The 25,698-nt window shown below is 31.6% G+C and carries 24 protein-coding genes and 1 riboswitch; of the genes, 18 read left to right on the top strand and 6 right to left on the bottom strand.

The features are described 5' to 3' along the window. Window positions 1-109: 109 nt before the first annotated feature. Entirely contained in the window at window positions 110-721 is a 612-nt protein-coding gene (locus G9F72_RS10430; protein ID WP_164956358.1) for a hypothetical protein, read from the bottom strand. A 230-nt stretch (window positions 722-951) separates the two neighbouring features. On the opposite strand from G9F72_RS10430, the gene G9F72_RS10435 reads away from it, so the two are divergent. The 5 genes from G9F72_RS10435 to G9F72_RS27390 all read left to right on the top strand — a co-directional run bounded on the left by G9F72_RS10435 (window position 952) and on the right by G9F72_RS27390 (window position 5,074). Beyond that, window positions 952-1,287, top strand: a complete 336-nt coding sequence (locus G9F72_RS10435; protein ID WP_187356042.1) for a YmaF family protein — start codon at window positions 952-954, stop codon at window positions 1,285-1,287. Window positions 1,288-1,540: 253 nt separating this feature from the next. Further along, on the top strand, window positions 1,541-1,861 hold the full coding sequence (locus G9F72_RS10440; protein ID WP_164956360.1) for a hypothetical protein: 321 nt from the start codon (window positions 1,541-1,543) through the stop codon (window positions 1,859-1,861). 212 nt (window positions 1,862-2,073) lie between these two features. After that, complete coding sequence (locus G9F72_RS10445; protein ID WP_164956361.1) at window positions 2,074-2,460, top strand: discoidin domain-containing protein; 387 nt, start codon at window positions 2,074-2,076, stop codon at window positions 2,458-2,460. 204 nt (window positions 2,461-2,664) lie between these two features. Then, window positions 2,665-3,924, top strand: a complete 1,260-nt coding sequence (locus G9F72_RS10450; protein ID WP_318010947.1) for a Gfo/Idh/MocA family oxidoreductase — start codon at window positions 2,665-2,667, stop codon at window positions 3,922-3,924. A 244-nt stretch (window positions 3,925-4,168) separates the two neighbouring features. After that, window positions 4,169-5,074, top strand: a complete 906-nt coding sequence (locus G9F72_RS27390) for a helix-turn-helix domain-containing protein (RefSeq protein WP_224676067.1) — start codon at window positions 4,169-4,171, stop codon at window positions 5,072-5,074. Between the two features lie 156 nt (window positions 5,075-5,230). Here the strand turns inward: G9F72_RS27390 and G9F72_RS10460 are convergent, their stop codons facing one another. Then, window positions 5,231-8,236 carry a glycoside hydrolase family 2 TIM barrel-domain containing protein gene (locus G9F72_RS10460; RefSeq protein WP_164956362.1) on the bottom strand — a complete coding sequence of 1,002 codons (3,006 nt, stop codon included), beginning with the start codon at window positions 8,234-8,236 and terminating at the stop codon, window positions 5,231-5,233. A 174-nt stretch (window positions 8,237-8,410) separates the two neighbouring features. Here G9F72_RS10460 and G9F72_RS10465 point away from each other — a divergent pair, with 174 nt between their 5' ends. Next, the gene (locus G9F72_RS10465; RefSeq protein WP_164956363.1) at window positions 8,411-9,235 is read left to right on the top strand and encodes an AraC family transcriptional regulator; all 825 of its coding nucleotides are present in this window, start codon (window positions 8,411-8,413) and stop codon (window positions 9,233-9,235) included. Between the two features lie 281 nt (window positions 9,236-9,516). Beyond that, the gene (pknB, locus tag G9F72_RS10470; RefSeq protein WP_164956364.1) at window positions 9,517-10,938 is read left to right on the top strand and encodes a Stk1 family PASTA domain-containing Ser/Thr kinase; all 1,422 of its coding nucleotides are present in this window, start codon (window positions 9,517-9,519) and stop codon (window positions 10,936-10,938) included. A gap of 114 nt (window positions 10,939-11,052) precedes the next feature. Here pknB and G9F72_RS10475 read toward each other — a convergent pair whose 3' ends face one another. Then, window positions 11,053-11,637 carry a GrpB family protein gene (locus G9F72_RS10475; RefSeq protein ID WP_164956365.1) on the bottom strand — a complete coding sequence of 195 codons (585 nt, stop codon included), beginning with the start codon at window positions 11,635-11,637 and terminating at the stop codon, window positions 11,053-11,055. Window positions 11,638-11,879: 242 nt separating this feature from the next. Here G9F72_RS10475 and G9F72_RS10480 point away from each other — a divergent pair, with 242 nt between their 5' ends. From G9F72_RS10480 to G9F72_RS10510, 7 genes are all read left to right on the top strand, one after another. After that, window positions 11,880-12,977, top strand: coding sequence for an endospore germination permease (locus G9F72_RS10480; RefSeq protein WP_164956366.1), 1,098 nt, complete (start codon window positions 11,880-11,882; stop codon window positions 12,975-12,977). Beyond that, a complete protein-coding gene (locus tag G9F72_RS10485) occupies window positions 12,961-14,097 on the top strand; it encodes a Ger(x)C family spore germination protein (RefSeq protein WP_164956367.1) in 1,137 nt (378 codons plus the stop codon). The genes G9F72_RS10480 and G9F72_RS10485 overlap by 17 nt, the downstream gene beginning before the upstream one ends. A 15-nt stretch (window positions 14,098-14,112) precedes the next feature. Then, window positions 14,113-15,543 carry a spore germination protein gene (locus tag G9F72_RS10490; RefSeq protein ID WP_164956368.1) on the top strand — a complete coding sequence of 477 codons (1,431 nt, stop codon included), beginning with the start codon at window positions 14,113-14,115 and terminating at the stop codon, window positions 15,541-15,543. Window positions 15,544-15,618: 75 nt separating this feature from the next. Continuing rightward, entirely contained in the window at window positions 15,619-16,065 is a 447-nt protein-coding gene (locus G9F72_RS10495; RefSeq protein ID WP_164956369.1) for a MarR family winged helix-turn-helix transcriptional regulator, read from the top strand. A gap of 120 nt (window positions 16,066-16,185) precedes the next feature. After that, a complete protein-coding gene (locus tag G9F72_RS10500; protein WP_164956370.1) occupies window positions 16,186-16,983 on the top strand; it encodes a nitroreductase family protein in 798 nt (265 codons plus the stop codon). 300 nt (window positions 16,984-17,283) lie between these two features. Beyond that, entirely contained in the window at window positions 17,284-17,937 is a 654-nt protein-coding gene (locus G9F72_RS10505) for a DsbA family protein (protein ID WP_164956371.1), read from the top strand. Window positions 17,938-18,008: 71 nt separating this feature from the next. After that, window positions 18,009-18,824, top strand: a complete 816-nt coding sequence (locus G9F72_RS10510; RefSeq protein ID WP_164956372.1) for an alpha/beta fold hydrolase — start codon at window positions 18,009-18,011, stop codon at window positions 18,822-18,824. Window positions 18,825-18,999: 175 nt separating this feature from the next. Here the strand turns inward: G9F72_RS10510 and G9F72_RS10515 are convergent, their stop codons facing one another. Beyond that, window positions 19,000-19,185, bottom strand: a complete 186-nt coding sequence (locus tag G9F72_RS10515) for a hypothetical protein (RefSeq protein ID WP_164956373.1) — start codon at window positions 19,183-19,185, stop codon at window positions 19,000-19,002. A gap of 264 nt (window positions 19,186-19,449) precedes the next feature. Between G9F72_RS10515 and G9F72_RS10520 the strand changes: the two genes are divergently transcribed. Continuing rightward, entirely contained in the window at window positions 19,450-20,208 is a 759-nt protein-coding gene (locus tag G9F72_RS10520; protein ID WP_164956374.1) for a LytR/AlgR family response regulator transcription factor, read from the top strand. After that, window positions 20,201-21,466: an ATP-binding protein gene (locus tag G9F72_RS10525; protein WP_164956375.1), complete on the top strand. Its 1,266-nt coding sequence runs from the start codon at window positions 20,201-20,203 to the stop codon at window positions 21,464-21,466. Before G9F72_RS10520 ends, G9F72_RS10525 begins: the two co-directional genes overlap by 8 nt. An 8-nt stretch (window positions 21,467-21,474) precedes the next feature. On the opposite strand, the gene G9F72_RS10530 is transcribed toward G9F72_RS10525, so the two are convergent. Then, the gene (locus G9F72_RS10530; RefSeq protein ID WP_164956376.1) at window positions 21,475-21,618 is read right to left on the bottom strand and encodes a cyclic lactone autoinducer peptide; all 144 of its coding nucleotides are present in this window, start codon (window positions 21,616-21,618) and stop codon (window positions 21,475-21,477) included. Window positions 21,619-21,653: 35 nt separating this feature from the next. Next, window positions 21,654-22,205, bottom strand: a complete 552-nt coding sequence (locus G9F72_RS10535; RefSeq protein ID WP_224676068.1) for an accessory gene regulator B family protein — start codon at window positions 22,203-22,205, stop codon at window positions 21,654-21,656. Window positions 22,206-22,658: 453 nt separating this feature from the next. Then, a riboswitch (M-box (ykoK) riboswitch) is annotated at window positions 22,659-22,827 on the top strand. Between the two features lie 205 nt (window positions 22,828-23,032). Between G9F72_RS10535 and G9F72_RS10540 the strand changes: the two genes are divergently transcribed. After that, window positions 23,033-24,259, top strand: a complete 1,227-nt coding sequence (locus G9F72_RS10540) for a magnesium transporter MgtE N-terminal domain-containing protein (RefSeq protein ID WP_164956377.1) — start codon at window positions 23,033-23,035, stop codon at window positions 24,257-24,259. 11 nt (window positions 24,260-24,270) lie between these two features. After that, window positions 24,271-25,560: an NRAMP family divalent metal transporter gene (locus tag G9F72_RS10545; RefSeq protein ID WP_187356038.1), complete on the top strand. Its 1,290-nt coding sequence runs from the start codon at window positions 24,271-24,273 to the stop codon at window positions 25,558-25,560. Window positions 25,561-25,698: the final 138 nt, after the last annotated feature.

Here is a 25,698-nt window from a genome sequence, read left to right on the forward strand (position 1 = left end):
ATATAAAAGTAGCCAATCTCTTGAGGAGAATGGCTACTAACTATCGCTTAATTCATTTGTACGCTATACGATGACTGGGCTCATTTCATCATATTATCAGCCGTTAATCCTAATATCCGTGATGGGATTCATGATCGAATCCATGATGGAATTCATGATCGAACATTCTTCTACGTCTTCTTCTTCTTCTTCCAAGTAAATCTCTGATAAACAGTACTCTGGTTAAATCCTCAATTGGACCTCTTCTGCCTATTCCGAGTATTTGTCTCATATCATTATTATCATTGCGATCATCGTCATCTTTATGCTTCTCTTCGTACTTGTCACATACTTCTTTACACATATGATCCATTTCTTCCTTACTAGGGCAATACATTGTGCCATGCATGGACTCCATCATATCACAATGATGCTTTACCATGGGATGTATCCTCATATAAATCTTAGGATACATGCCTTTTAAATCTTTATCATCTTCATCATATTCATCATCTTCATCATACATAGGCATATTCATCATAGGCATACACATCATAGGCATACACATCATAGGCATATTCATCATAGGCATATTCATCATAGGCATATTCATCATAGGCATATTCGTCATAGGCATATTCGCCATAGGCATATTCGTCATAGGCATATCCTTCATGGGCATATCCGTCATGGGAATATTCTGTCCGAGATTTTCATAGTCTTTACTACGGTAGTTGTACATAAGTACCTCCAAAATAATATTCACCCTTTATATTATGCTGGTTTAATTGTATTGTTACAATGGGTTGTCTTATTCCTTGCGCTATCGATAACTATCCTCAGTATTTGCGAAAGGAGTGTCATTTTCAAATAAGCTACATATTATATACTGTCGAAGGACAAGGGGCGATGTCAATGTCAAAGAATGAAAAAAATAAAGATTGGTGTGATTGTGAAAAGAAACAGGATGATATGGATCATTGTAAAAAAGAAAAACAACTTCACGACCACGAATTTGAAGGTAGCACTAGATTAGCTGAATTAGAGGATGATCCTCATAATCATAGATTTGCTGGAGTATCAAGTCCTGCAATACCAGTTAAATGTGGACATGTTCATAAAGTTAAAGGAAGAACAGACTTTTTTGATCACTTTCATGAATTTGAAGCAACTTCTGGCCTACAGATACCTGTTGGTGATGGCAAGCATGTCCATTTTGTAGAAGCTGAAACTTCTGTTAATGATGGCCATTTCCATGAATTAATATTTGCTACACTTATTGATGCTCCAATTTTTGAAGAAGCCTAGTATGAATGAAGGAGTTAAGGTATTGTTGTAAAGGCAGTGCCTTCTTCTTCTTCCGAGTAAATCTCTGATTGCATATTAGAAATTCTTGTGAACTACTCTCCACCTAAATCTATACCAAAGTTTTTAACTATGATTAAGAATGTTATTGAAATTTGTATACTATACTAAATTATATATTTAAAAAGCAGATAATGAGGCACGTGAAATATTTAAGCTAGAATTACTATTTTGATATTGAAGGGAAGGTATAGGGATGAGTTATATATTTAAAAACATAAATAACAATGATAGAGTAGAAAAAATCGAATTTGCGGAAATTATTAATGTGGATAGACTTATTAGAAGAGAAGCAACCTTTAAAATACTAAATACAGCAATTATATATAATGAAGAAGAAGAATACTATTATACATTGGCTACATGTGTTAATGAAAAAAATGTAATAGAAACAATAAGTATAGAAGGATTTGATATACACGAAAACGTTTTAGAGCTTAGAGGTGCATGTATTGACTATGTAGAGTATGAAGAAGACTCAGAAGTAAACTATACTGGAACTATATATTATTTATAAATTTTCATTAAGACCCATACTGAAAGTAATCACTGATTGAAAATGGAACTTAAATTATAATTTTTAAACTATGAATAGATGATTTAGTAATACTACTAAAAGACTGCCAACTAAAGTGCCCTAAAAATGCAGCTTACTTTGAAAATGGACCATTAAAGGATTTAACCTCTGCTTGTAAGGATAAGAGTGGAAAAATATTTGTAGCCTACACAATGGTTGCAAGTGAAGTAGGTATTGGCGGCAGTGGAGTACTTGCAACAGTGAGGTTAAGATCAAAGACAGATGGAATTGTTAATTTAAAATTAGAAAGTTCAACTATAATAGGTACAAACTTAGATGTAGTGAATGCAATATCTTCAGAGCCATCCAATGTAAATGAATTAGCCTTTGAACTTAAAATACCACAATCACAAATGGAAGCCACTGCTACCGCTGAAGAAACTCAATCAGAAGATTGTAGTGCCTCAAACGTACTAGATGGTAATGTGGAAACATATTGGAACATACCATGGGACAAAAGTGGGATATTGCCTCAAAGTTTAGTAATAGACCTAGGTGATACCTTTGAGGTTAGTAAGATAGTTTTCTTATATACTTAATCTATTTTATAAAAATTTACTGACCAAAAGTGCAAATAATAAGACCACCAAGATAAAGATAAAACCCTTCATTAAATGTAAAATAAGATTAAAGTAAAACACAAAAATTAACTTAAGCATTATAATGTATATGCAATTTTTAATACTTAAAGGGCCTTGTTTTTAAACCGAAAATAAAAAATATCTAGGCTAGGAGATGAATTAATGATGAAAAAAATTACAGCAGTACTTATAGGTGCGGGAAATAGAGGGACAGGCTATGGAGAGTATGCACTAGATAATCCAAATGAAATTCAATTTATTGCAGTAGCAGAACCACTAACGGATAGAAGAGATAAATTTAAAAATGAACATGGAATTTTGGAGGAAGCTTGTTTTGTTGGGTGGAAGGAACTATTAGAGCAACCTAAAATGGCGGATGCAGTGCTTATATGTACACAGGACCAGATGCATTTTGAGCCAACAATGAAAGCTTTAGAACTAGGGTATCACGTTTTACTTGAAAAGCCTATGTCCATAGAACCTGGTGAATGTATAAAAATGGGTGAAGCTGCAGAAAAAAATGGAAGAGTCTTTTCAATCTGTCATGTGCTTAGATATACCAACTTCTTTTTTACATTAAAAAAAATATTAGAAGAAGGAAAAATTGGAAGACTTGTTTCTGTTCAACATAATGAAAATGTAGCCCATTGGCATCAAGCACATAGTTTTGTTAGAGGAAACTGGAGAAATTCAAAGGAATCTAGTCCTATGATTTTACAAAAATGTTGTCATGATATGGATATTTTGAGATGGCTCATTGATGCGGAATGTAAATCTGTTTCTTCCTTCGGATCTCTTACTTACTTTAAATCTGAAAATGCACCAGTAGGAGCGCCAAAAAGATGTCTAGATGGTTGCCTCGTGGCAAAGGAATGTCCTTACTATGGACCGAAAACCTATCTTACATCTAATATCGGCTGGCCTTCATCTGTAATTAGTACAGATACAAGCTTAGAAGCCCGAACACAAGCCTTAAAAGAAGGCCCTTATGGAAGATGTGTATATCATTGTGATAATGATGTTGTAGATCATCAAGTGGTAAATATGGAATTTGAAAATGAAGTTACTGTTGCTTTTACAATGTGTGCTTTTACAGCAGAATGCAGCAGAACAATGAAATTCATGGGTACTAAAGGAGAAATTAGAGGTTCAATGGAGAGAAACGAAATTGAAATCATTGATTTTATTACAGGGAACAAAAATGTTATAAAGTTAAGCAATAGTGCAAGTGGTCACGGCGGCGGAGATTATGGAATAATGCAAGATTTTGTTAAACTTGTACAATCAGATGGAAAAGTGGAAGGCCGTACTTCGGCAATTACTTCTGTTCAAAGTCATTTACTTGCTTTTGCAGCAGAAAAAGCCAGAGTTGAGAATAGAGTGATTAATATGAGGGACTTTATTAATGAATTAAAAAAATAAAATGTATAGAGCAAAATAAAAAGATTGATACACATCCTCAATTGATGGGATGTGTATCAATCTTTTTTTATCATTTTTATAAGATGATTTAATTGGTAGACTATTTCGGTCCTTTTTATAAGTAAGGGTTAGCCTTCCTTTATGTTATAATAATTATATGATTTACCACAATATTTAGATTTAGAGGTATGGTCACATTTTTTGTATTTTTGGTAAATAAAAAGGTAACAGAGAGGGTGAAATTGTGGATGCTATATTTTTTAAAACAACAATAGAAACAGTGATTCTTATAGAAAGAATTATTACAATACATTATTTTGAATTTGCTAGTGATTATGTTTTTAAAGGAGAAAAACATGATTTTTGGGAATTGCTGTATGTAGATAAAGGTGAGGTTGAAATAATGGCAGATACAAAAGGATATAAATTGGAACAAGGAGATATTGTATTTCATAAACCTAATGAATTCCATAGTGTGTGGGCAAATGGAACAGTAGCACCTAACATTGTGGTAGTAAGCTTTGAATGTATGTCCCAATCTATGAAATTTTTTGAAAATAAAATTTTAAAACTTTCATATATGAAAAAAAATAGACTGGCAGAGCTTGTTAAAGAAGCAAAAGCAGCATATACCAATAATTTAGGTAGGATTTACACCAAACTGATTAAACGAGAGTCCAGTACTATAAATGAAAACTTTGGAGCCGAACAGCTAATTAAAAATTACCTTGAAATATTTTTAATAGAACTTGTTCGTGAAGATGTTTCCATAATGAATAGAGAGAGACTTTCCTTTGCAACAAAAGAACGAATGGAAGATGATATTGTACACAATATTATAGAATATCTAAAAGAAAATGTAGATAAAAATTTTGGCTTTAATGATATTTGTGATACTTTTGCAATGGGAAGAACTCATTTAAAAACTGCTTTTAAGAAGGGTACAAATCAGGGGGTAATGGCTTATTTTAAGAATCTTAAAATTGAAGAATCAAAAAAGATGATTCGAGAAGGGAAAAACAATTTTACAGAGATTTCTCAAAAACTTGGGTATGATTCTTTACACTATTTTTCAAGATCTTTTAAAAAATCCACCAATATGACGCCGTCAGAGTATGCAGTATCAGTAAAAGCAATTGCGCAAATTTAAGGAAAGTATGAACCTCTATTATGAATTTATGCGTATTAATAGCTACAGCCTACCTATTCTATAAACAACCTGCAAACTAATATAATAAAAACTAGACGTCAATTAAGCTTTATTTCAAAGTGAAACTGACGTCTAATATTTTATATAGGGTGTAATTTAATCTTCTTTAAATAAAGGTATAATTTTTAATGTGAATTCAAATTCCTTTTCATTTAATCTATATTTATCTAGAAGCTGTGGACCACAGGAATTAGAGCCTACTCCACTGATTTTGTAATCGATATTTATCACAGTTTCTTTTCTCTTTTGAAGTTCATGAGGATGCTTTGCAGCTGTTAAATCCTCTGGTGTATAATGGGAAGCATTAAAGGAAAAATTCTCTGAGCTAGTAAATTTTAATCCCATTCCAAGTTCATTAGTAATTGTACACCACTCAGTGTCATATCTCGAGCCGTTTTCCTGAGGAACTAAGTAATTTTCAAACATATTATCAACAGTAGTTAAGTATCTTCCTTTCTTTACACTTTGACATTTATCTACATAGCTTTCATGTGGGCCATTACCAAAATACTCTACTTCTTCATTACTTTTAGGTAGCTGTAGCTGCAAGCCAAACCTTGGAAGGAATAAGAGCTCTTCTCTGACTTTAACTTTAGTACTAAGAGAAATTTCACCTGTTCCGGTTATACTCCAGATTGCGTTTCCATGAAGAATAGGAAGTTTGCTATATCCACCAAGAGAAAAATCAAGGACTATGTCCACAGAAGTTTCTGTTAGGTTATAAATCTTAGAATTATAAACATGCATAACTGCTCTATCATAACCTTCCTCTATCCACTTTGATTTTATATTTCTATCATTGTCTATAGGTGCACGCCAGATATTGAACTTAGGCATAGCGCTTATAAAGTTCATATTATTTTTTGTTATTCTAACGAATCCTCCGGAATATAAGTCAAAAGTATGACAAAAATCAAAGCCTTCAATAGTTACTAAATGTTCTTTCTGAACTACCTTAATATCAGATACATCTTCATTTTTTGTCTCTCTTATTTTCTCTACAGGTAGCTGAAATTGTTCAAAGGTTACTTCGTAGCCTCTTTCTTGCCATAGAGTGTTCTTATTTTGTATAAAGGATACCGTAAGAAAGTAATTACTATCAGAAGTTTGGGGCAATTTATAACCTAAATAGAGTATTTCAGATTTTCCAGCTGGAATTGTAAGGTCACAAATTTCTCCTTGTTCCACTACAATTCCATCCCTCTCTATGTTCCATACAAGAGAAAGATGAGATAAGTCAATAAAATCATATAAATTTGTAATTTTAATTTCGCCTTTTGATAAATCCACTGCCAGAGCCTTAACTGGTGCTATTATCTTTTTTAATTCAAGAAGTCCGGTGTGAGGTTGTCTATTAGGATATACTAAACCATCTAAACAGAAGTTTCCGTCATTAGGGTTATCACCGAAATCCCCACCATAGGCATAAAACTCTTTTCCAACTGTTGTTGTAGTTTTAATCCCATGATCACACCATTCCCATACACAAGCACCCATAAGCTTAGGAGATTTATAAATAATATCCCAATAATCTTTCAAGTCTCCAGGGCCATTACCCATAGCATGACAGTACTCACACAAAAAGAGCGGCTTTTTATTTTCATTCTTATTAGAGTATTCTTCAATAAATTGGACTGAAGGATACATTCTGCTTTCCATATCCAAGCAACCAACCTCTGTACTTCCTTTGTAGATTTCTGCAGCGCCTTCATAGTGTAATAACCTTGAATCATCCCTATGCTTTGTCCATTTAGCCATGGTGATATGGTTGATACCATAACCAGACTCATTTCCCAATGACCATATGATTACTGAGGGGTGGTTTTTATCTCTTTCTACCAGACGTATTGCTCTGTCTAGGAAAGCTTTCTCCCAATGCTGATTTTTAGTAAGCATGTGGAAATCACCTGTATTATCAACTCCATGGCATTCGAGGTCTGCTTCATCTACAATATAAAAACCATACTCATCACACAAATCTAAGAAACGTGGGTCATTTGGATAGTGAGAGGTCCGTATGGTATTAATATTATGACTCTTCATAAGCATTAGGTCCTTTTTCATATGATTTATTGGTATAGTTTGACCAAGCTCAGGATGAGAATCATGACGATTAACACCTTTTAATTTAATAGCTTTTCCATTAACCGTGAAGATACCTGCTTTTATTTCAACCCGTCTAAATCCTGTATTAAAATGTAGGACTTCATTGCCAATGTAGATAAATAAATTATAGAGGTAGGGATTCTCAGCATTCCAAAGAATAGGTTCCTTAACCTGAAGGATTATATTACCCTTGCCACTAATATTTGATTTTTCATTTGCAATAATATTCCCATTTGTATCTTTTAATATTGTTAATATTTCCGTACTTCCAATTGTATCTATTTCACAATTTAAAATGCCTGACTTAAAATCTTCTGAGAGAGTTTGTTTTAAGAAAACATCCTTTATGTGGCTTAAGTCTCTTGCAAGTAGATACACATCTCTAAATATACCTGAAAAACGCCATATGTCTTGGTCTTCTAAGTAGGACCCATCACACCATTTAAGTACCATAACTGCTATTCTATTTTTACCTCTTTGCACAAAGGTAGAAATGTCGAATTCAGAAGGCATTCTGCTTCCTTGACTATAGCCAACAAACTTCCCATTAATCCATAGATAAAAGCAGGAGTTAACTCCCTCAAAAACTATATATTTTGATTTATTATCCCACTTTTCTGACACATTAAATTCAGTGACATAGGTTCCTGCTGGATTTTCATTTGGTACAAAAGGCGGGTCGCAGGGAAAAGGATAATTAGCGTTAGTATAATGATTTTTATCATAGCCATTTACCTGCCAACAGGAAGGAACTGTTAAGTCATCCCAACTGCTAACATCTGTAGCTTCTTCATAAAAACCATCTACTACATTATTTACACTTGAATAATATTGAAATTTCCATGTACCGTTTAAATTTTGATAAAAGGGAGAGTGGCCTCTTTTCTTAGAGAAGGCTGTGCCCTCAGAACTATAAGGTATATAATATGCCCTTGGACCCTCCCTATTAAGCTGCATGACCGTCAAATCTTCATAATATTTAGTTACATTTACCATTTTAATCACCCCAAAATAAAATATTTTTTTTGTAATATAAATTGTCATGTTGAACAGAGTAGTTTTTAAATATATAATTATATTAAGTTTATAAAACAATTATAAATGTTAATTTAAGAGGTGTAAATCATAGAATATTGATAAAAATATGACGATATTGCACAGGGGGAAAAAATGAAAAATCTGATCTTATTCCCAATATTACATAAAAATATTACGGATTTGCCCTTTTTTATAACTGGAATGGGCATAGAATACATAGAGAAAGGTGTGGTAAGAAATAATGGATATCATGATTATCAGTGGAGTTATTGTGTTGAAGGAAGAGGGAAATTTATTATTGATGAAAAAAGCTACGAAATAGGGCCTAATACTGCTTTTTTCTTTAGAAGGGATATACCTCATCAGTACTTTCCTATACAAGAACCTTGGATTACAAAATGGATGACCTTCAATGGAGTAGCAGTTAATGGCTTACTAAACTACATGAACATAAACAATTGGGAGATTATTAACTTAAGTCAAAAAAAAGATATTGACTACATTATAGAAGATATATATAAGATTTTGTCATTATCAGATAAGGAAAAACATGTAAGTGCATCAAGCTTATTATATAAATTCTTGATTAAAATGAGTGAGTTGAAAGAGAATTCCTTTAAGGAAGGTAATTTAAACCTTTATAAAAAATTACAGCCAGTAATAACATTAATGGAAAACAACTATAGTGGAATTATTACTTTAGAGGAAATGGCAGAAAAGGTCAATGTAAATAAGTATTATCTTTGTAGAATATTTAAAGAAGCATACTTAATTACTCCTTTCGAATATTTAAATCAATTGAGAATTCAAAAGTCAAAGGAGGTTATAATTAATAACAAATACCTGAAAATAAATCAGATAGCTTTTAATGTAGGTTTTAATGATACAAGCTATTTTTGCTCTATGTTTAGAAAGATAGAAGGGTGTACACCAATTGAGTTCAAAAAGAGGCATTAAAGCTGAATAAGCTATAGTACCTTATTATTGGGTTGTATAACCATCAGCAACGAATTTAAGAGACTTACAAGGAAATTCTTTAAACTTATTAAAAGCCATACGCATAGTTAAAATACAAGGCCCGGCATCATGGATATAAGACGCTTGGTATCCTAAAGTTGATTTCTTGATGGCCTCCAATATTATCAGCCTTGGCAAATGACCAAACATACTTCAAGTAATATGTTCATAAGCTATGGTATAATGTATAAATTACTATGCATCAAGGAGGACAAAAATATATGATAGGAACATTACTTTTAAATAGATATGAATTATTAGAGAAAATTGGCGAAGGTGGAATGGGAACTGTATATAAAGCAAAGTGCCACTTATTAAATAGATTTGTTACTGTAAAGATATTAAAAGCAGAGTTAAGTAATGATGAAGATTTTGTTGCTAGGTTTAAAAGGGAAGCTACTTCAGTTGCGAGATTGTCACATCCCAATATTGTAAATGTCCATGATGTTGGTGCAGAAAAGCAGATTAATTTTATAGTTATGGAATATATTGATGGGAAAACATTAAAGCAAATAATAAAGGAAAATGGTAGACTTGACTCTCAGAAGACTTTAGACATTGTTTTTCAAGTAGCTAAAGCACTTGAGTGTGCTCATAAAAACAATATAATTCATCGAGATATAAAACCAGATAATATTATGATAATGGAAGACAATATGGTTAAGGTTATGGATTTTGGAATAGCTAAGGTTGCCGATTCAAGAACCGTAACCAACTCCCAAAATGTTATGGGAACCGTACGCTATTTTTCTCCAGAACAAGCTAAAGGAAATTTTGTAGATTGTAGAACAGATATATATTCCTTAGGTATTGTTATGTATGAAATGGTGACAGGGCAAGTACCTTATAATGCAGAAAGCTCTATTTCCATAGCTATGATGCATATCCAAGGGCCTGTTATTCCGCCCAAAGAAATCTTTACAGATATACCTGAAAATATAAACCAAATAATTCTAAAGTCCATGCAAAAAGAACCTATTAAAAGATACCAAACGGCTAGGGAAATGGCAGACATTTTAAAGACAATTAAGGAATATCCTAATTTTAAAATTAACATAAACAAGGGTCCAGACGATGCTACAAGGATTATGAGCAAAGCTGCAGTTTCTGATATAGGAAATGACTTCACAGTAGTTATGAGTCAAGCTTCAGAAGATGAAAAAACAATGATGATGAAATCAGATAAAGCAGTAGTGCCTGCAAAAAAGAAAGTAAGTAAGAATAAAAAGGCAATGATAATTATTGCATCAATTATTTTAATTATGTTTGCTTCCGTTTTAGGGAAACTTCTATCCAGTAAGACGCCTACTAATATGCAAGCTCCCATTGTGAAGGCTACCGCTCCAAAAGCTACCGTGCCAAAAGCACTACCAGTAGTTGAAAAGAAATTTGTACCATCACTTATTGGGAATACTCAAGATATTGCAGGGCAGACCATTGCTAATAATGGATTTTTGCTTGGTAATATAACAAATAATTATAGTGATAGTATTGATAAGGGATTAGTTATTAGTCAAACACCTGGGGTAAATACACCCTATGAAAAGGGTGGTAAAATAGACTTAGTTATCAGCCAAGGTAAAAAGATTGTTCATGTTACTAAACCAGTAAAGGGGAAAGATAGAAAAAAAGGTAAACACTAATATAATGGGGTGTAATGAATAGGAAAAAGAAAAAAGATTTTTCATGCACATGACTGCAGTTTTGAATTATAATGATTAAAGAAATAAAAGCTGTGAATTTTAAATTCACAGCTTTTAATATGGGTTATATTTATCAGCATATTCTTCTTTTGCTTTTTCTGTATATTTCAAAATGAAATCAGATTTAGCATCTGTATATCCATCTCGGTCATGCTCATATTTCTCTATTAGTCTTAATTTAAGTTTACCATATTCGTTAGCAACTTCTTCATGGTCCATAAGGTAGTCTCTAAAATATAATTCATTCCAGTTATCATAGTAGTGAACATGCAAGTGATATACTTTTTCTGCAAAGCCTTCTTTTGTATATCCTTTATTAAATGCCATGTGCATACATGGATTTTTTTGCGATGACATCAATATCCAACCATCATCTAGTAGGGTATTTGTTAATTGTTCAAGATTGCTTTCATTATTTATTTCCAATAAAATATCGACTGTTGGCTTAGAAATCAAGCCTTCAATGGCACTACTTCCTATATGATTAATGCGTAGGATATCTTTTTTATCAATACAATTTAAAAGTCTTTGTTTTTCAATTTCATACCAATTTGTATAATCTGTATTATGTTCTTTTAAGATGATAGGGAATAGCTCCCACAATTCTTCTAGCGTCATTTCTGATAATTCTTTTCCCATATATATATACCTCCACTTAATAACATATAAATAATCTTTACTTCGCCATAATTTACAAGCGTTTACTAATTTATAGTTTATTTATATACTAATTATAACATAAATTCCAAGTATAAGGGATTTGATTATAAAAAATGTATAGCATGGAATGAGTCAAAAACTTGTTTGAATATAATTATATTGGTTAGAACATAATAAATTAAGTGTTAAAATATAAAATTTGTAAAGTGGTGTAATAAAATATGAATGAACATCTTACTAATAGACAAATTGCTTTTATGGTTTTTGGGGGAATAATAGGATACGGTATTATGAGTCTTCCTAAGGATATTGCAGAAGTAAGTGGAACTGGTGGATGGATCCCTCTACTTATTACAACCGTTATAGTAGTTATTGCTGGATATATGTTTACATACCTTGGATACGTCCACAAGGAAAAAACAATTTATGATTATAGTGTCCTTCTAACTGGAAAATTCATAGGAAATATATTGATACTTATCTATATAATATACTTTTTTTCTTTATTTACCATGGTAAGCAGAGCTTCAAGTGAAGTAATTAACTTAAGCGTCTTAATAAAAACCCCAACAAGTGTTTTAGCATTAATAATATTATTAATTTCTTATTATGCAATTACTAAAAAATTAAAGGGCATTGGAAGGATTTGCGAGCTATATGGAATGATAATTATTTTTTTAGCTTTAATTATACATACTCTTATTTCTACACAAGGTAACCTTAATAATCTAAGACCCTTTGTACCACCTGTAGGAATAGTAGCCTATCTAAAAGCAATTCCTACATCAATATTCGCTTTATTAGTAGGCGTAGAGGCAATTGCTCTTATTCCATTTAATAAAAATATAAATGATAAAAAGGTATTTAAGTATGTGACTTTTATGATAATTTTTATAGGGCTTTTTTACATATTTATTGTTGAATCCTGTATTTCAGTTTTAGGAGTAGATAGTATTATATATTATAACGATGCACTTTTGGCAACAATACGAAGAATTAACATCGAATTTCTAGAATTTTTAAGCAGACTTGATGGGTTTTTTATAGCTGCATGGATAATGGCTATTTTCAATTCAATACTAATCAATGCATATGCCACTGTTTTTCTCCTTAGTAAATGGTTTAAAAAAATCTCATTTAACAAATTAGCCTTTATCGTTATAGTAATAGGATTTTTTACATCACTGCTTCCAAAAACTCTGGAGGATGTACAAAAAATAATAAAATTTACTGGGTATCTTAGTATTTTTACTGTATTAGTTATCCCATTGATACTCGTAATAATAACGAAGGTGAAGAAATATGATAAAAAAGTTTAGTATATTATTGATAATATTAATGACTATTATTACACTTGCAGGTTGTTGGGACTTTGAGGATGCTAACAAGAAAAGCTTTATACTTTCAGTTGGGGTTGATAAAATTGATGAAAATGTTGAAATTACAGGGGAAGCTACAGCGTTTGTAGCTCTTAGAGGGGGGGGAGAAGCACAAGCACAGCGATCACCGCAAAGTTTTTTTCAATACTCAGGTATTGGTAATGATATTGAAAGCGCGAGAGCAAACATAGAACAAGAAGTTACGCAAACCTTTTTTCTAGGGGAAACAAGAGTGGTAGTCTTTGGAAAGTCATATGCTGAAAATGGAATAGCTAGCTATTTAAGCAGAATTGATAGTACTTATGATTACAGAAAAAACCTTATAGTTGTTATAAGTAGGGAGCCCGCAAAAAAAATACTAAGCTACCCAGGAAATAGAAAGCTGGGAACAGGTTTTTATATTGAGGATAATATCAAAATTTTAACTAAAAACAGTGCTGCCATATATACAAAAATTATGGATATGATTTCTTATAAAAATATTGAAGGAGTAGGTTTTTTTATACCATATATAGGAATAGAGAAGGAAGGTATAAGATACCTAGGCCTTGGAGTTATGAAAAATTTTAAATTGGTTGATTTTATAAAAGTTAAAGATACCACTGGAATATTATATTTACTGAACGAAAAACCAATATTAACAGAGAGTATATCTTTAAATGATAATAAAAATAAGTCCATTTTTAAAGTATTTGCTAAAAAAAGAAATATAAAAACAGATTACAAAAATGATAAGGTTATTATTAATATTGATTTAAATTTAGATGCGTCACTACAATACCAATATGATATGAAGCCTATTAGTGATGAAAATAAAAAGGAACTGCAGAATAAAATATCTGAAAATGTCAAAAAGGATATTCTTGAAAATATAGATAGGTCTCAAAATGATTATGCCTGTGATACCTTTGGATTTATGAATTATTTTAGAGCTCAGAATCCTAAAATTTATAAAACAATAAATTGGAAACATAAATATACCAGTGCAGAAGTAAATGTAAATATTAACACAAAAATTATAAATACAAATTTGAAAGATACCAAAGCTAAAAGTAAATGATAAAGGTCGGATAGCATGAAATGTAACAATGGATTTTTTGATAAATTAGATGAACTAAAGAAAAATGACATAGGTATATCAATTAGGAAGCTGTGTGTTTCAAAAACAGAGGTATACACATTATATTTAAAAGATATTACAGATAGAGAAGGTGTCTCGAGTAGCATTATTAAACCAATTTTACAAAATAAAGTTGATGGGGAGCTAACTATTGATTTAATATTTGATTCAATTATTTTTATTGATGAAATTACTTTGGATTATGATGAAAATAAAATAGTTGATTATATTTTAAAAGGTAATACAGTTATTCTTATACCTAATGATGAAAAATATATAATAGCAAATACAAAGAAAATTGAAAAAAGAAATATATCCTCACCTGAACTCGAAAGTCCACTTAAGGCGCCCAAGGATTCCTTTAATGAAAACTTTGATTCTAATTTATCATTAATACGTTATAGAATAAAAGATGAGTCACTGAAGGTTGATAAGCTTTCAATAGGAGAAAGAACTAAAACTGCTGTAGCAGTTGTTTATATCAATGATATTGCAAATCCTAAATATGTTAATGAGGTAAAAAATAAATTAAAGGAAATCCATATAGATGGAATAATTGAATCAGGGTCTATTCAAAAATTTTTACGAAATAAGCCCTCTGAGTTATTTCCTCAAATTGGAATTACCGAGAGGTCTGATAAGGCATGTGCTTGTCTCTTGGAGGGGAAGATCTGTATTATTGTTGAGGGAAGTAATTTAGTATTAATTATTCCAAGAGGTTTTCTAGAATTTTTAGATTCAGGGGATGATCATTATGACAATACCTATTTGGGTATATTTTCAAAAATAATAAGACTAACAGCACTGTTTATGTTTTTAACCTTATCTGCGTTATATGTTACCGCGGTTAGTTTTCATTCAGATATTCTTCCAGCTGAATACATTTTAATTTTAGCCCAATCAAGAACTTCGGTTCCTTTTAATTCAATGGTGGAAGCCTTATTAATGGAATTCGTAGCTGAAATACTTAGAGAATCAAGTATACGACTTCCAAAACAAATAGGTCCCGCCATTGGCATTGTTGGAACAATTGTTATTGGGCAAGCAGCAGTTTCAGCAGGCCTCGTTAGTTCCCTTTTAGTTATTTTAGTATCTTTAACTACAATGTGCTCTTTCATCTCTCCAGACTATACCATAATAGCTCCACTAAGAATATTTAAATTTGTACTTATTATCCTCTCGGGAATTTTGGGGTTATTTGGATTTATAATGGGATTTACTATTATCTTCATTACCATGCTTTCAACTGAAAGCTATGGAGTACCATATCTTTCACCTATTTCTCCTTTTAACTTTAGTGATTTAAAAAATTATATTTTAAGTGATGCTCCTCTTGCAAAAAAAAGATCTAAATATTCCGATAAGAACGATAAGGCTAGGCAGTAAGGAAGGGGAAACTTGACATAAATTCAACTTCACTATAGTATATGTATATACATATATTGTACTGGAGTTGAATTTATGTGCTACTTAATTTCGTCTACTAATAAAAATACACAGAGTTGTGCTTGTGGTAACTTAAGAAAAACCACCCGTGCAATTACTCAATTTTATGACAAAATGCTTAAACCAACTGGACTTAAGAGTACTCAATGTTTGTTATTGCTGGATATTTCTAGGAATGAGAATATTTCTGTTTCGAGTCTTGGCAACATATTACTCATGGATCAAAGTACTGTAACAAGAAATGTTAAGTTACTTATAAAGAGTGGTTATATTGATATTAAGAAAGAAGAACAGGACTCTAGGAAAAAGTGCATAACTATAACTAATAAGGGATTAAAGACTCTTGAAGTGGCTATACCTTTATTAAAGAAAGCACAAAGTAAGATTGAGGATGGTATTGGCAAAGAAAGAATTGAGGAATTATTAAAAACATTAAAGGATATTGAAAAATTAGTAGAGTAAATTTTTTAGCATAATGTATGTATATACATATGAAATATGAGGAACTGGATAACTAATAATTATGATAGTCTATTTTAGGTTATACAGCTAAAACTTAATTTTAATAAGGGGATGAACGGAATGGATCTTATAACTGTAAATGAAGAAAAATGTATTAAATGCGAACAATGCATTAAGGAATGTCCAGCATATGTTCTAAAGATGGGAGAAAAGGGACCAGAAGAAATAGCAAATACCACTTGTATTGCCTGTGGACATTGTGTTGCTATATGCCCCAGTGAGGCTATAGATAATAAAAAAACACCATTAGAGAAGCAAGTTGATGCGAAAAATTTTCCTAAACTAAATGCAGAGCAGGCGGAGCATTTTCTAAGGGCACGTCGTTCTATAAGAAATTATAAGGATAAATCTGTATCACGAGAAAAATTAACAAAATTAGTTGATATTGCAAGGCTAGCGCCTACTGGAAGCAATAGTCAAGGTATATCATTTGTGGTAGTTGAGGACAAGGAATTAGTTAAAAAAGCTGCTGAACTTACTATTAGGATGATAGAAAAATCTCCACTAAAGGATGCATTAAAGGGATTAATCAGTATCTACAGGGAAGATGGAGTTGATTCAATTTTACGTGGTGCTCCAAACTTAATTATAACTACTGCGGACAAAGGCTTTTCAAACGGTAGGGCTAACTCTATTTCTTGTTTGACTTATCTAGAATTATTTGCTCCATCAATAGGACTTGGAACTTGTTGGGCTGGATTTTTTGAGTATTGTGCATCCATTAAGGGTTCTCCACTGCTTAAATTATTTAATATTCCAGAAGGAAAAACCATAACAGCTGCTGTTATGGTTGGATATCCTAAGTATAGCTACAAGCAGTTAGTTGATAGAAATGCATTAGAGGTTACTTATATATAATAGAAAAATAGTAAGACGAAAGTCACTAATGAATGGTTATTTCATTAGTGACTTTTTTTTCTTATAAAACGTTGTGTAATATTTTTAATCTGAATTTCATGATGAGGGAAAGATTTTAGGCATATTACTATTAATAATATTCTAAAATATTTAGAAAAATTAGAAAGCAGGTTAATTTATTTTGTTAAAACAAGGGTTAATGGGGAAGCATAAATTTATTGTAGAAAATGGTGCTTGTGATTATATAAAATAAGCAGAGCTGTTTGCTTAAGGGATATTATAAAAAGGGAGGTACTTAAGATGAAAACTAAAATATATTACGTTATGGATACTATGTGTGGATGGTGTTATGGTTCTAGCGATGTGATAACAATGCTACAAGAAAAGTATAAGGATGTTTATGATTTCAACCTTTTGCCAGGAGGAATGTGGGCTGGTGATAATGTTAAAAAAATGAGCACAGGCTTACGTGATTATATAAAAGATCACAATGTAGAAGTGGAGAAATTAACTGGTAAGAGTTTTGGAGAAGGTTATAATAAAAATGTATTAGAAGATAATTCTATAGTTCTAGATAGTTTTCCTGGCGCAAAAGCAGTGGTTATAATCCAAAAATTAAAAAAGGAAGTTGCTTTCAGTTATCTTAAGAGAATTCAAGAAGCCTTTTTCGTTTTTGGAAAAGATATGAATAGTGTAGAAATATACAGTAAAATAGCTGAAAGTTTTAGTATATCTAGAGAGGAATTCGAAAAGGAATTTTACTCTGAAGACATAAGACAAGAGACTTTTAAGTGTTTTGATATGGCGAATGTAATGGGAGCAGAAGTTTTCCCAACTGTTATTGCACAAGAGGGCAGCAAAGTAACCATAATGGCACATGGATATAATAGCTATGATGATTTAGATAGAATTTTTTCTTCTTCAAATTTTGCTGATAAATCTGTTGTTAAATAGGAATAATTAACAAAATTATCTCCAACAGAATAGTATATTAATGTAAGATTATTATTTATGGAGGTATTTGAGTGGGATATTATATTAAAGTAGATGGAAATGTAAAGATTTATGTAGAGGATGTGAACCCCAAGGGTGACAAAACAATATTGTTTCTTCATGGTTGGCCTGGAAATCATAAATTGTTTGAATATCAGTTTAATCAACTTCCCAAGATGGGATACAGGTGTATTGGTATAGATCAGAGGGGATTCGGTGAATCAGATAAGCCCTTTGAAGGCTATGATTACGATAGATTATCAGACGATGTCCGAGGTGTTGTAGATGCACTTAAATTACAGAATTTTACATTGGCAGGACACTCCACAGGAGGAGCCATTGCTATTAGATACATGGCAAGGCACAATGAATACGGAGTATCTAAACTAGCTCTTTTTGCAGCGGCAGCACCTAGTCTTATCCAGCGACCATATTTCCCTTATGGCTTGCCAGAGCAAGCTGTCAAAGATATTATAAAGGAAACATACAATGATCGTCCTAAAATGCTTAGAGGGTTTGGTGACATGTTCTTCTTTCAGCATATAACTGAGGCGTTCTCAGATTGGATCTTTCAATTAGGGCTACAAGCAGCAGGTTGGGCCACTGCGGCAACTTCCACCTCCTGGTTAGATGAAGAGGCCTTATTTTCTGATCTTGGTAAAATAAGCGTTCCAACATTAATTATTCACGGTATTCATGACAAAGTCTGTCTCTTCCAATTAGGTCAGGCGCAAAATCAAGGCATTAAAAATTCTAAACTTGTACCTTTTGAATTCAGCGGGCACGCATCATTCTATGATGAGAAAGACAGATTTAACAAAGAACTCGCTTTATTTATTGAAGGGTAAATGATGGGTTGGGTAATTTATGTTTTATAATATGAAAGTCATTTAAATATTTCTATATTTAATTTTATTCATAGATCATTGATACACTTATTAAGTGAGCGGATTGCGGGACTGTTCAATTTGCTTATGATATTAGAAATAATTGTGTTTAGATGCAATAGGAAGCTGGTTAGAGCTACTTATTGCTTTCTTTTTTGTCAATACTTAATGTGGTTTCAGCGGAAAGCTCATTATTTTTTATAGTTGTTTTTGATTGGAACAAAGCTTTCATTATCTCTTGTTTGTAGCAGAAACCAAGCAGCATAGCAACAATTCCCACCATTGTAAGACATAGTATAGTAATAATAAAATCTAGATTCACAAGACCACACTCCTTTTAATTTTATTTTAGGTGCAATCCGCTCACTTTTTGAATAGAGTTTGAAAAGATATAAGGTTGTACTAAGTATATCATATATATTTCAGATTATATTGAATATTGCATAAAACCCCTAATTCTTGTCACTAATTTTTAAGGATTATTTAATATGATTAACTAAAATATTTAAATTACTAGGAGGTATTTTCAAACTAATATAGAATATGTAATTAAAGATAAATCAATACAAAGGGGGATCATAACGATATGTACAATATATTAGTTTTAGAAGACGATTGTATTCAGTTGAAAACCCTGTCAGATATTATAAAACAATTAGGGGACATGTATCAAGTATATGAAACCACCAATACTGCAGAGGCTCTTAAAATAGCCCAGCAGGAGATGATTGATCTTTTCTATATAGATATTAATTTAAAAGATGAATCAGGTCTTAAGTTTGCTCTGGAAATAAGAAAAATAGAAAGATATAGATTAAACTGGATAATATTTGTGACAATTTACAAGGAGTATATGCTTTCAGCCTTTAAGAAAATTCACTGTTATGATTATATATTAAAGCCTTATAATAAGGAAAACATCCAAATGATAACAAAACTTTTGCTATCAGAAAGCAGTGCACAGGTTGCTGTTACAGAAATTAGGGAAAAATTCATAATCGTTCCCGTAAAGAACATTCAGGTAAAAATATTTATTAATGAAATAATATTCGTGGAAGTTTTCATTAGGACTTCAATAATTCATACTATAAACGGTTCCTTCACCATAGATTATTTATCCCTTAAGAAACTAAATTCAGTTATGGAGCATAAGAATATCCTTCAGAGCCATAGATCCTATTTAGTTAATGTAAAATATATCAATAAAATTGAAAAAACTAATGATAAAACTTCTTACAAGATTTATTTTTATAATACTGACAAAACTGCATTACTCGGAAACAACTATAAGAAATCTATAATGGACAGGTTTAATAATGTTGTGGGTGGGGAGACAAATGAATGATTATAAGATATTTATTTTGATATTCCTGGAAGTAGGAAGCTTTATGCTATTGTGGACTATGTTTAATAAAAAATATGAAAGGAGATTTTATAAAAGTGCTGTCATTGTACTTTTTACTTCATTAGTAGTTCTAATTACAAATTATATTTATCCGCCCTTGCAGTTTTTTGTTAATTATCTGTTTTTACTCCTAGCTATTAAGCTGGTATTTAAGAAAAATATAAAGTATTTATTATTAGAGTTCTGTTTGGTTCTGGCCATTTTTGGTATAATGCAGCTGGTTATAATAATTATGCTTAGATTGGCTACTCCAGCTTTTATGGCAAAGGAGGATTTTTTATATTTACTTAGTGCAAACCTGATCTGCATGGTTTTTTGTTTTTGTTTGTATAGATATGTATCTGATGGAAAGCTAATAATTTTTTTCAAGCAAAAGAGTTCTAAAATATACTTTTTTTCTGTGAACCTTCTAATATATATAGTTACTGCAAAGTGGGTATGGAATTTTAAAAGACATGAGTTTATGGATGAGATAGCGCTGTATCTTGCCATTCCTATAGTATACATCCTGGCAAATTTGTTTTTTCTTGAGTATCAAATGAAAAATAATGAAATAAAAAAGTCACTGGAGGAATATCAGAAATACGCTCCTGTAATATCCAAGTTATTAGAGGACGTAAGAAGGAGACAGCATGATTTTAAAAATCATTTGAATACAGTTTACAGTCTTCTTCTAGTATCTGACGAAAAGAACTTAAAGGAAACTATAACACAATATATAGAGTCTCTTAATATTTCCTTAGAAAATATGGAGAAGGTACTTCAAATAGACAATACAGTGGTAACGGCCATTATCTACAATAAAATTAATGAGGCTGCAAAAAATAATATTGAGTTTAAGTTTATTATTCAAGGGGGCTCTAAGTTTCCTTTTAAGGATTATGAACTTTCAGAGGTTTTAAATAATCTTGTAGATAATGCTTTTGACGCTGTTATAAATTCACAAAGTGATTTGAAAAAAGTATTCTTAAATATAGGTTACCTTGAAGATAACTGTATTATAGAAATCGGAAATACAGGTGAAAGAATAGACTATAATGAAATTGGAAAGATCTTTAATGCAGGTTATACTACAAAAGAAGGAGAAAATCGCGGATACGGTTTGTATAATGTAAAAAAAATAGTTGAATCCTATGGAGCTAGAATTCAACTATCCTTTGAAAACAATTATACAATTTTCAGCATTAAATTGTCATAGCTATGTGCCTATTCTTCTTTTAAGCATTCTGGAATTTCTGGCTCTCCAAGAAATAGGAAGGAGCCATACCATGGAAATACAAATGAAGTTACAGTGAGGCAAAGTGCGCATAACATGGATTTTCCTTTGAAACTGTTAATTAATTTTCTCATAATGTCCTCCTTTTTTCATAGATTTTACAAATGGGTTATAACGTCGGCTTTTTAACCAGCACAAGCTGTATATTTTGTATTAATATAGTGCTAAAGCCGCAGTTTATATAGGGAGTGCTTTGCAAAAATAATAAAATAATGGTCCATAAAGCTACAGACAGAGCTGCCGTATACTTATATTGCAGCTTTTTTTTATTATCTTTTATTGGTCTACGAGCGCTACATATTGGAGCACGGGTTAAAACTATCACAAAACTAGCTATGCCCACAAACAGATAATATACTGCTGGAAGTCTAATCATTAAGGGCGCCAGCACACTGGTGAAGATAAAGAGCAGAGTTGTTAGAATTAAACAATTCAAGGCTCCTTTAACGTGTACGCCTCCAGAAAATACCCTTGTTGATAATAGTATCAGTATGGAAAAATAGAAATACTTCTGAGCATGTATTATATTAAAGAATAATACTAGAAAAACAATTTTGAATCCTTCACTTAAAAGTATGCTTAAGCCATACTGTATCCTTGCTCTATCTTTATCATTGTTGTAGGCTTGAGTACAAATGAAGGAGGTAAGCTGCAGGGCCAATTTATCTATGATTCTTAATGCACCTCCTATAAAGTGGAAAACAATATAATTTTAAAATACATTAATTTAAAGTGGCTTGTCCTTGTTTATAAATAATATGATTTAAAATACGAGTTTAGAACAATATGGAGTTAAATTTATTTATAAGGTAATTTATAACGAATAAAGGAATTTTAAGTTAATTGTGAATAATGTAAATAAGCTTGTAGGAGATTTTATCAGAAAATTAGAAGACGTTCATATAACCTTTAAATATGAAGGAACCTTTAAATTGAAAATATTAGGTATATTTGTAAAGTATTAGAGGTAATAGAATTATTATGAAATTGACTATAAAATACATGATATATTTTACCAATTGATAATATAATCAAAATAAAAAAAGTATTGACAATATTGGACTTGATGCATACTATAGAATTATAAGAATAATATTAATTGAGAATTATAATTTAATATTCTTGTTAGGTGAGGTTACTGTATAAGACACACGCTACTGCCCAGAAATGTCGAGAGACGCCAACGGGTCAGCAGGTATTACCGGATTAAGGTTTTACTTAATGTAGCTGAGTATTAAAACTCTAAGCTGTACAGTGCTAAAACTCAACGAGTGGAGATGGGCTAATTTTTTTACGCTTAATTTTTTACGCATTTTAATCTCTTCACTTCGTTGTGGGGAGATTTTTTTATTTTAATTTTAAGGAGTGTGATTATTTAATGGACAGTGGTCCCGAGCAGAAAAACAATTTAATATATTGGAAGGGAGTCACACCATTAGACTAATTTATAGGTGGTACTGCATCCCTTCCTAAAAGGAGGAATGTAATATGAAAAATAATTTTTATTTAAGCAGAATTTTAGGAAATAAAGTGTATACACAAGATATGAAAGTTATTGGAAGGCTAAGTGATCTTGGTGTCATAAATGAATTAAAAAGCCCTCATGTCACTACTGCAAAAGTTAAAACTAATAGTGGAATTAAAGATTATGACTTTAAAAATTTTTCCATCACAAAACAAAAGGGACAATATGTTTTAGTATGTAACAAAATAGAGGAAAGTACCTCAACCAATACATTGTTTTTAAAAAAGCATATTTTGGATCAACAGATTATAGATGTTAATGGGAGAAAAGTAGTTCGCGTAAATGATGTTTCGCTATCATATTTAGAAAAAGGAGCTTATGTAGTTGCTGTAGACATCGGCATGGGTGGACTTCTAAGAAGAATTGGAATTGCTAAACCACTTAAGGTGCTAGGTCTTAAGGTTTCTACTAAGCTAATGCTATGGAATGATGTAGAGGCTATTATAACTTCTAATGAAAATATTGTTCTTTCAAAAACCTATGATTCACTCTCCATTCTTCACCCATCTGATCTCGCTGATATTATTGAAGATTTTGATGCTAAAACAGGACTTACCATTTTTTCCTCACTTGATAACGCAAAAGCTGCGGATGTTTTAGAAGAAATGGAAGAAGATGCACAAGTTAGTTTTATTGAAAGTTTGTCTTCAGATAAGGCTGCAGATGTTTTAGAAGAAATGCCTGCGGATGAAGCTGCAGATATTCTTGATGGTATGAATGCAGAAAAAGTAGAAGAGCTATTAAATAACATGGAAAAAGAGGCTTCTGACGAAATTAGAGAATTGTTAGGATATAATTCTAAAGAAGTTGGAAGTCTTATGAGCACGGATTTTGTATCTTTTAAAAACAACGAAAGTATAAATGAAGCAATTGAAAGGCTAAGGATATTAAAACCTGAGGAAGATGAATTGTTCAGCCTTTACGTAGTTGATGAAAATGATAAATTAATAGGAACTCTTTCCCTTCGAGACCTAATCATTTCTGATCCAACCAGTAAAATAGGTGATATTATGAACAAAAAATTCAAATCAATGTTTGATACAGATAATATTAAGGATTTGATAAAAAATGTTTCAAAATACAATCTTCTAGCTATTCCTGTTACGGATCATAAAATGAAGTTAATGGGCAATGTTATAATAAATGATATTATTTATGAATTGCTTAAAAATAAAAGAAAGGTTAGTTAAGGTGGTAAACCATGAGTGAAAAAACAAATTCAAATAAAAAACCTTGGCTTGTAGGCTTCATGGTATTTCTATCTGTGCTGGGTCCCGGCTTAATAACTGGAAGCGTAGATAATGATGCCGGTGGTATTTCAGCCTACTCTGTGGCCGGGGCTCACTATGGATATCTTCTACTTTGGACATTGATTCCATGCTTCATCGCCTTGCTTGTAGTACAGGAAATGAATGCAAGAATGGGTATCGTAACTCAAAAGGGTTTGGCTGATCTAATTCGGGAAAACTTTGGTGTAAAGATTACCTTCTTTATATTTCTAGGTCTATTGGTTGCAGATATAGGTAATACTGCCACAGAATTTGCTGGTATTGCAGGCAGTTTGCAGGTATTTAATCTTTCAAAATATATAACAGTTCCAATTGCAGCAATTTTAGTATGGCTACTGGTTGTAAAAGGAACCTATAAATCCGTTGAAAAAATATTTTTAGTGTTTAGTCTATTTTTACTTTCTTATGTTTTTTCAGCGCTTCTTGCACACCCAGATTGGCACCAAATTGGAAATTCCTTAATTAATCCTATACCTTCCTTTAAAGGTGCTAATGGAGAAGGTATAGATGCTGCTTGGATTGGTACTGTAATTGGTTTAATTGGTACTACTATTGCTCCTTGGATGCAATTTTATATGCAGTCTTCTGTAATAGAAAAAGGTATTAAAATCTCTGAGTATAAATATGAACTTATGGATGTTATCCTTGGATGTACCGTAACGGTGGTAGTAGCTTTCTTTATTATTGTAGCTTGTGCTGCAACTTTACATAAAGATGGTATTACTATATATGAAGCTAAGGATGCAGCAATGGCATTAAAGCCCTTGGCTGGAGATTTAGCATCAAGTATCTTTGCCTTCGGTCTCTTAGTTGCTTCTGTATTCTCAGCAACAATTCTTCCACTGGCAACTGCATTTTACATCTGCGAAGCCTTTGGTTTTGAAGCTGGTATTAGTAAAACAATGAAGGAAGCTCCTGAATTTTACGGACTATTTACAGCAATAATAATTATTGGTGCCGCAATTATTCTTATTCCAGGAGCACCATTACTTCAAATTTCTCTTGGATCTCAAGTAATTAATGGCATGCTTCTACCAGTGGTTTTAATTTGTATGATGCTAATGGTAAATAAAAAGGACCTTATGGGTGAATATATAAATAGTAAATTTAAAAACTGGGTTGGTTGGATTACTATTGTTATTTTAATAGCATTAACTATGGTGTTGTTATTCCAGGCTATAATTCAAATTTTAGGGTTTTAAGTAAATGGACAGCACTATTAATAGGAATCTATCAATTAGTTAGAATTCCTTAGAAAATGTCCAGAATAGGGAGAGCAATCCTTATTCTCGTTATAAAAATATGCGAGGTTATAAAAGATGAAGAAAATAAATTAGGGG

Origin of the sequence: Clostridium estertheticum, assembly GCF_011065935.2 — a bacterium.
Lineage (GTDB): Bacteria > Bacillota > Clostridia > Clostridiales > Clostridiaceae > Clostridium_AD > Clostridium_AD estertheticum_A.